The sequence below is a fragment of the Flavobacterium sp. genome (assembly GCF_044373165.1).
Lineage (GTDB): Bacteria > Bacteroidota > Bacteroidia > Flavobacteriales > Flavobacteriaceae > Flavobacterium.
Map to the genome: position 1 here is coordinate 76,911 of NZ_JBILQL010000002.1, position 6,950 is coordinate 83,860.

A 6,950-nucleotide genomic window follows, 5' to 3' on the forward strand; every position below is an offset into this window, starting at 1 on the left:
TTAAAATAATTTTAGAAAGAATTATTCCAGAGTTAATGCCCCTAAAATTTCCTCATTCATAAATGGTCCGCCGGGATATTTAGCGGTATAATCAAGGTTTAGCCAAATGTTTCCTCTTTCGTCTATGTGATAATTAATGGTTTGGTTTTTACTTTCTGTGGGGAACAATACTTTTTTAATGGCGTAATTTATTTGTTCCAAATCTTTTTGAGTGCCGATGTAAAGCTCCGGGTAAATATGACCTTTGGTATGGATCAATCGGGTAGTGCCGCCAATTGATTTGATGCAGGAAACCATAAAAATCGAATGGTCATCACAATCTCCGGAAAGGTATTGTAATGATTCGGTGGCTTTGGCAATGTAGTCTCGTCCTTTGGGATCGCTAACGTAATTCCACCGGGAATTGATTTCTTTAAAAACTGCAAAGGATTGGATTATAGTATGGAGGTCATGATAGCCTTTCACCTCTCTAAAATGTTTACTTGTAGCCATAATAGCAAAATTCCTGATCTTCGGATTTTGGTATTCTACAGCGTCTAAAATTTTTGATTTGTTGGGAAAAGGCAATAGTTTTGAAATGATGATGTCTTGCGGGTACGGATCTTCACTCATCGTATAAACCATGGAACGATAATCCTCAAAGACGCTTTTGAAACCGTATTTACCCGATAAGGTACCGAAGAGTAAAAGGATAAAATAGATAATCACCGAGATTAGTGTAACCCGGCGTAAAGCTCTCAACAGCAGTTGAATAATGAATAAAATAATAATAAAAAGAAAAATCCTGTCGAAGTGGTTGGCCCACTCTAAGACCACGAGGTTTTGGTGTGCAATGATAAAAATCGGAATCGTAATCAGGATGTTCAAGATAAAAATGATAATCATGTCCCAAGGACTTTTTATCCTGAATTTTTCTTCAAGTTGCTGATAAGTAAGGTTTCCTAGTTTTATCATGTTGCCATGGCAAAAGCTAAACGGCTTTTACGATTTCAGCAAAAGTACCTTTTTTATCGATAATTTTGAGGTCAAATAATTGATTTTGAATTTTGTTTAACACTTTTTCTTCCAAGGGTTTTTGCGCCCATTTGGTTACCGATAACCAAGTTTGAATGTCAGCTGTTTTTTGGTGGTATTTGTTAGCCAAAGTACGGTCGATACTAGGGATTTCTTTGAATTCAATTGTGGTATTGTTTATGATTTCAAGTAGTAATCCCAGCGTTTGTTGGTTTTGTTCTAAAAATTCATTTCGAACGGCAATCACAAAGCAAGGCCATGGCGTAGGGCAATCGGCTATCCTGCGAAATACGCCTTTGTCTACCAAAGGTTGTGTCATAAAACGTTCCCACATAAAGTAATCGGCGGAACCCTTAGTTAAAGCTTCCACAGCACCGTCTATGGTATTCACAATTTCAAATCGCAGTTTTTCGGTATTCCAATTTTGATTTTGTGCATTGACAAAAGACATCAAATGCGAACCCGAACCGAAGCGTGAAATGGCCACTTTGGTGTTTTCTAGATCGTCTAAAGTTTGGTATGGCGACGACGCTGCTACGTGAATTCCCCAAATCAACGGACTTTCCACATAAACCTGAACGATAGTACTCGGATTGCCACCAACGATATCTTTTACGATGCCCTCGGTTAAAATTACGGCTATATCTGTTTCCCCATCTCGCAGCATTTGACACATTTTTCCGGTACCTTCCGGAACGTCTGTCCATTGTAAATCGATGCCAACTTCATCAAACTCGCCGTTTTCAATGCACAAATGCCACGGTAAATTAAAATGCTCCGGCACACCGGCAATTCTTACTGTTTTCATAATGGATAATGTCTGTATATCTGTAATCTGAATATCCGTAATCCGAAAATCTATCTAACAAGCGGATTCTCCATTTGCCACCATTTCCAAATCACGCCGTCTTTATCGGGATAGTTTTCCATTAAATTCATTCCTACTTTTTGTAAAATATGGTTAGAAGCACCGTTTTCTGCATGGGTATAAGCGTTCATTTTGTCGATGTTCATTTTGGTAAAGCCATAGTCAAGCCAGGCAATTGAAGCTTCGGTGGCAAAGCCTTGGTTCCAAAATTTTTCGTTTAAGCGATAACCGTAATCGTAAAAGTTGGTATTGCCGTTTTCGACATGGTCGTCTACAAACTTAATGCCTGTCCAGCCGATAAATTCTCCTGTTTCTTTTAAGATTGTAGCAAACCGACCAATGTTATTTCTTTCATATTGCTCATTAACGTAATCAATCACTTTGATGACTTCTTCTATTTTTTGAACCGGTGTTTGCCAAAGGTATTTATGGACTTCCGGGTTTTTATCCATGTCGAACATGGCTTCCGCATCAGTCATTTCGAGCGGACGTAAGATAAGGCAATCGGTTTCTAAAATTAAGTTCATTTTTTACCATTAAGGAATTAAGGTTTTCCATTAAGTTTAATTAAGGCTTAATGAAAATCTTAATTAAACTTAACTTCTTAATGTTTTACTCTGCCAATTTTTCTAATGTATACGCAATCAAAGCATTCACAGCTTTGTATGGATCTTCGCTGAAAGTTCCGTTGGCACGGTTGGCAATGATGGCGTTTAATGATAAACAATGGTGTCCTAAAAGTTTCCCAAGTCCATAAATGGCCGCGGTTTCCATTTCGAGGTTGGTCATTTTGATGCCTTCGAATTCGAAACTGTCCATTTTAGCATTCAATTCGGGATCTTGGATGGCCAAACGCAATACGCGACCTTGTGGCCCGTAAAAACCTCCGGCAGTTCCGGTAAAACCTTTGTGAATTTGGTTGCTTTCGATTCTTTTTTCTAAAGTTTCAGAACAAGCTATTACGTAAGGACGACCTTTTTTTAAATCCCAATGGGTTTGACTGATAAAGGCGTCTTCAATGGCTGTTTCGGAAATGTCATCAATCAAATAGGAGCGAAGCATATTGTCTAAGCCTAATCCGTAACGACTCATCACAAAACTGTCACACGGAATATCGGCTTGCAATGAGCCTGAGGTTCCAATGCGAATAATGTTGAGCGACGTTAGGTTTTCTTTGGGTTGACGCGTTTCTAAATCGATGTTGACCAATGCATCGAGTTCGTTCATCACTATATCAATGTTATCCGGACCGATTCCGGTAGACATGACGGTCATTTTTTTGCCTTTGAAGTAACCGGTTTGGGTTTTGAATTCGCGCTTTTGGGTTGAAAACTCAATGCTATCAAAGAATTGGGTTATTTTTTCAACGCGGTTTTGATCGCCAACAAAGATGATATCGCGGGCTATGTGTTCCGGTTTGAGATTTAAGTGGTAAACACTACCATCGGGGTTTAATATTAATTCTGAAGATTGTATCATGTATTGTTATTTTAATGATTGAAAAGGTGACAGTGATTATTAAAGCGAATTAACCACCTACGCGTTTGGTTTTGAATCCTTTGTCTTGCAGGATTTTCATGATTTTGTCGCGGTAATCACCTTGAATGATGATAGCACCGTCTTTGAAAGTACCGCCAACACTGAGTTTGGTTTTAATTTCTTTAGCTAAAATTTTAAAATCCTCATCACTGCCTTCATAACCTTCAATAATGGTGGTGGCTTTGCCTTTTCGTTTTTCGTATTTGCAAATCATGGGTTCTTTTTGGATAAAAAGCTCGTGATTTTCCTCGGCAATGGCTTCCGGTTCATTCGAAGGTTCGTGGTCGGGGAAGAGTTTTTTGAGTTGTTCTTGTAAGTCCATTTATAAATGAAGGTGCTAAGGTTCTGAGTTGCTAAGGTTCTAAGGTTTTTTAACCTTAGTACCTCAGTTTAAAAAACCAAAAAAGACATCAAGTTGAATAACTCAATGTCTTTGATGAAATTATTGAATTAACCTTTATTTTTTCTTCAATCCTAGTTCTACTAACCTTTCGTCAAGGTATTCACCGGCAGTAATGTCTTCAAATCCTTTCGGGTGATCAGCATCTATGCATTTGTCTAAACAGTTTAGCGGCATATCACTCACCGGATGCATGAAAAACGGAATTGAAAAACGAGAAGTTCCCCAAAGTTCTCTTGGCGGATTTACTACTTGGTGGATCGTTGATTTCAATTTATTGTTGGTGTGACGAGATAACATGTCCCCAACATTAATCATCAATTCATCAGGTTGTGCCATAGCATCAATCCATTCTCCGTTGTGGTTTTGTACTTGTAATCCTTTGCCTTGTGCACCCATTAAAAGTGTAATCAAGTTAATATCACCATGAGCAGCGGCACGAACAGCGCCATCTTTAGGCTCATCAGTTATTGGAGGATAATGTATAGGTCTTAAGATACTGTTACCGTCTTTGATAAAATTGTCAAAATAAAATTCATCTAAACCAATGTATAAAGCCAAAGCTCTTAATACATAAACGCCGGTTTTTTCTAACATTCGGTAAGCTTCTTTTCCCACTTCATTAAAATGAGGTAGTTCAGAAACTTCCACATTGTCAGGATATTCGTTGGCGTATTTTGAGCCTTCGCTCACGTATTGTCCAAAATGCCAAAACTCTTTTAAATCTCCGGCAGAGCGACCTTTGGCATGTTCTTTTCCGAAAGAAACATAACCTCTTTGTCCGCCAATACCCGGGATTTCGTATTTGGCTTTGGTTTCCAATGGAAGGTTGAAGAAATTGCGCACTTCAGCGTATAAGTCTTCTACCAATTTGTCATCAAGAAAATGACCTTTTAGCGCTACGAAGCCAATATCTTCGTAAGCTTTTCCGATTTCATTTACAAATTTTTGTTTACGTGCCGGATCATCCGACAGGAAATCACGTAAGTCAACACTTGGAATTTGTTGCATACTACTAAAAAATTTTTGTTAATAACTCAGGCCGGGGAAATCCCAATCATAACTACAAATGTAACTAAATTTTGTTTATAAAACACCAAAGTTATTAACAATATCGATTGAATTTATTCGAGTATGAAGTCGGAAAATGAAGATTTAATCTGTATTTTTGGGCCACTAAATTTACTGTAAACAAAAATGAATTTCGATAGAAAAGAATTGTCCAATTTGCAATTGTTGGATTTATACAAAAGATTACTCAAGCCTCGTTTGATTGAAGAAAAAATGCTGATACTCCTGCGTCAGGGTAAAGTATCCAAATGGTTTTCGGGCATTGGTCAGGAAGCCATATCCGTTGGAATCACCGCAGCGCTGGATCAGGAGGAATACATTTTACCGATGCACCGAAACTTAGGAGTGTTTACGGGAAGAGATATTCCTTTGCATCGCTTATTCTCACAATGGCAAGGCAAGAAAACCGGTTTTACTAAAGGCCGTGATCGAAGCTTCCACTTTGGCACTCAAGAGTTCAAAATTGTCGGGATGATTTCGCATCTCGGGCCGCAAATGGGCGTTGCAGACGGTATTGCTTTAGCCAACAAACTCAAACAAAACGGTAAAGTAACAGCAGTTTTTACCGGAGAAGGCGCCACATCAGAAGGTGATTTTCACGAGGCGTTGAATATAGCGGCTGTTTGGGAATTACCGGTGATGTTTGTCATTGAAAATAATGGATATGGATTGTCAACGCCAACAAACGAGCAATATCGTTGTGAAAATTTAGCCGACAAAGGCATAGGCTATGGAATGGAAAGTCATATTATTGACGGGAACAACATTTTAGAGGTTTATACCAAAATAGCGGAGTTAAAAGCTTCAATGATTGATAATCCTCGTCCGGTTCTGTTAGAGTTTAAAACCTTCAGAATGCGAGGGCATGAAGAAGCCAGTGGTACCAAATATGTACCCCAAGAATTGATGGATATGTGGGCGATTAAAGACCCGATTGCCAATTACCGTGAGTATTTGATTAGGGTAGGAGTGCTTTCAGAAGCAATGGATGCCGAATGCAAAGCGAATATTAAAGCTGAAATCGATGAACATTGGGCCATTACAGTAGCCGAACCGGAATGTGAAGCCAACTTGGCAGAAGAACTCAATGATATGTATGCATCGTATGATTTTGAAGCTTTTGACCATGGCGAAGCCAAAGAAAATATCCGTGTTATTGATGCCATTTCGTCGGCTTTACGCCAATCCATGGAACGCCATGAGAACTTGGTGATTATGGGACAAGACATTGCAGAGTATGGTGGAGCCTTTAAAATTACGGATGGATTTGTGGCCCAGTTTGGCAAAGACCGAGTACGTAACACTCCAATTTGTGAAAGTGCTGTGGTTTCTGCGGCCAACGGTTTGTCCATCAATGGTCACAAAGCAGTGGTAGAAATGCAATTTGCCGATTTCGTTTCAACAGGTTTTAATCCGATTGTCAATCTTTTAGCCAAACAACATTACCGTTGGGGCGAAAAAGCCGATGTAGTAGTACGAATGCCTTGTGGTGGCGGAACCCAAGCCGGACCTTTTCACTCCCAAACCAACGAAGCTTGGTTTACCAAAACACCTGGATTGAAAGTTGTTTATCCGGCCTTTCCTTATGATGCGAAAGGTTTGTTGAATACTGCCATAAACGATCCGAATCCGGTGATGTATTTTGAACACAAACAATTATACCGTTCTGTTTACCAAGAGGTGCCGACAGATTATTACACCATTCCGTTTGGAAAAGCGGCTTTGTTAAAAGAAGGGTCGCAAGTGACTGTTATTTCTTTCGGAGCCGGAGTGCATTGGGCTTTGGAAACGTTGAGCAAACACTCCAATATCAGTGCCGATTTGATTGATTTACGCACCTTACAACCGTTGGATTCAGAAGCCATTTTCACTTCAGTTAAAAAGACAGGCAAAGTGATAATTCTTCAAGAAGATACATTGTTTGGAGGCGTTTCAAGTGATATCTCAGCCATGATCATGGAGCAATGTTTTGAGCATTTAGATGCGCCGGTTAGAAGAGTAGGAAGTTTGGAAACGGCTATTCCTTTTGTGAAGGCACTGGAAGATCAGTACTTGCCT

7 protein-coding genes are annotated in these 6,950 nt (G+C 39.4%); 1 reads left to right on the forward strand and 6 read right to left on the reverse strand.

The genetic code is table 11. From position 1 onward, the window contains the following. Positions 1-21: 21 nt before the first annotated feature. The 6 genes from ACIQ32_RS00795 to ACIQ32_RS00820 all read right to left on the reverse strand — a co-directional run bounded on the left by ACIQ32_RS00795 (position 22) and on the right by ACIQ32_RS00820 (position 4,832). Positions 22-954: a transglutaminase gene (locus ACIQ32_RS00795; protein WP_396193742.1), complete on the reverse strand. Its 933-nt coding sequence runs from the start codon at positions 952-954 to the stop codon at positions 22-24. Positions 955-970: 16 nt separating this feature from the next. Next, on the reverse strand, positions 971-1,822 hold the full coding sequence (locus ACIQ32_RS00800; protein ID WP_396193743.1) for a substrate-binding domain-containing protein: 852 nt from the start codon (positions 1,820-1,822) through the stop codon (positions 971-973). 50 nt (positions 1,823-1,872) lie between these two features. After that, a complete protein-coding gene (locus ACIQ32_RS00805; RefSeq protein ID WP_396193744.1) occupies positions 1,873-2,409 on the reverse strand; it encodes a GNAT family N-acetyltransferase in 537 nt (178 codons plus the stop codon). An 85-nt stretch (positions 2,410-2,494) separates the two neighbouring features. Continuing rightward, positions 2,495-3,361, reverse strand: a complete 867-nt coding sequence (locus tag ACIQ32_RS00810) for a nucleoside phosphorylase (RefSeq protein WP_396193745.1) — start codon at positions 3,359-3,361, stop codon at positions 2,495-2,497. Between the two features lie 49 nt (positions 3,362-3,410). Next, a complete protein-coding gene (locus ACIQ32_RS00815; RefSeq protein ID WP_396193746.1) occupies positions 3,411-3,743 on the reverse strand; it encodes a translation initiation factor in 333 nt (110 codons plus the stop codon). A 135-nt stretch (positions 3,744-3,878) separates the two neighbouring features. After that, a complete protein-coding gene (locus tag ACIQ32_RS00820; protein ID WP_396193747.1) occupies positions 3,879-4,832 on the reverse strand; it encodes an isopenicillin N synthase family dioxygenase in 954 nt (317 codons plus the stop codon). 186 nt (positions 4,833-5,018) lie between these two features. Here ACIQ32_RS00820 and ACIQ32_RS00825 point away from each other — a divergent pair. Then, a partial coding sequence (locus ACIQ32_RS00825) for a thiamine pyrophosphate-dependent enzyme (RefSeq protein WP_396193748.1) occupies positions 5,019-6,950 on the forward strand: 1,932 nt, incomplete at its 3' end.

What these genes read in the sequence shown, in the direction of transcription:
- ACIQ32_RS00795 (WP_396193742.1), bottom strand. Translation starts at nt 954, where the DNA reads ATGATAAAACTAGGAAACCTTACTTATCAGCAACTTGAAGAAAAATTC.
- ACIQ32_RS00800 (WP_396193743.1), bottom strand. Translation starts at nt 1,822, where the DNA reads ATGAAAACAGTAAGAATTGCCGGTGTGCCGGAGCATTTTAATTTACCG.
- ACIQ32_RS00805 (WP_396193744.1), bottom strand. Translation starts at nt 2,409, where the DNA reads ATGAACTTAATTTTAGAAACCGATTGCCTTATCTTACGTCCGCTCGAA.
- ACIQ32_RS00810 (WP_396193745.1), bottom strand. Translation starts at nt 3,361, where the DNA reads ATGATACAATCTTCAGAATTAATATTAAACCCCGATGGTAGTGTTTAC.
- ACIQ32_RS00815 (WP_396193746.1), bottom strand. Translation starts at nt 3,743, where the DNA reads ATGGACTTACAAGAACAACTCAAAAAACTCTTCCCCGACCACGAACCT.
- ACIQ32_RS00820 (WP_396193747.1), bottom strand. Translation starts at nt 4,832, where the DNA reads ATGCAACAAATTCCAAGTGTTGACTTACGTGATTTCCTGTCGGATGAT.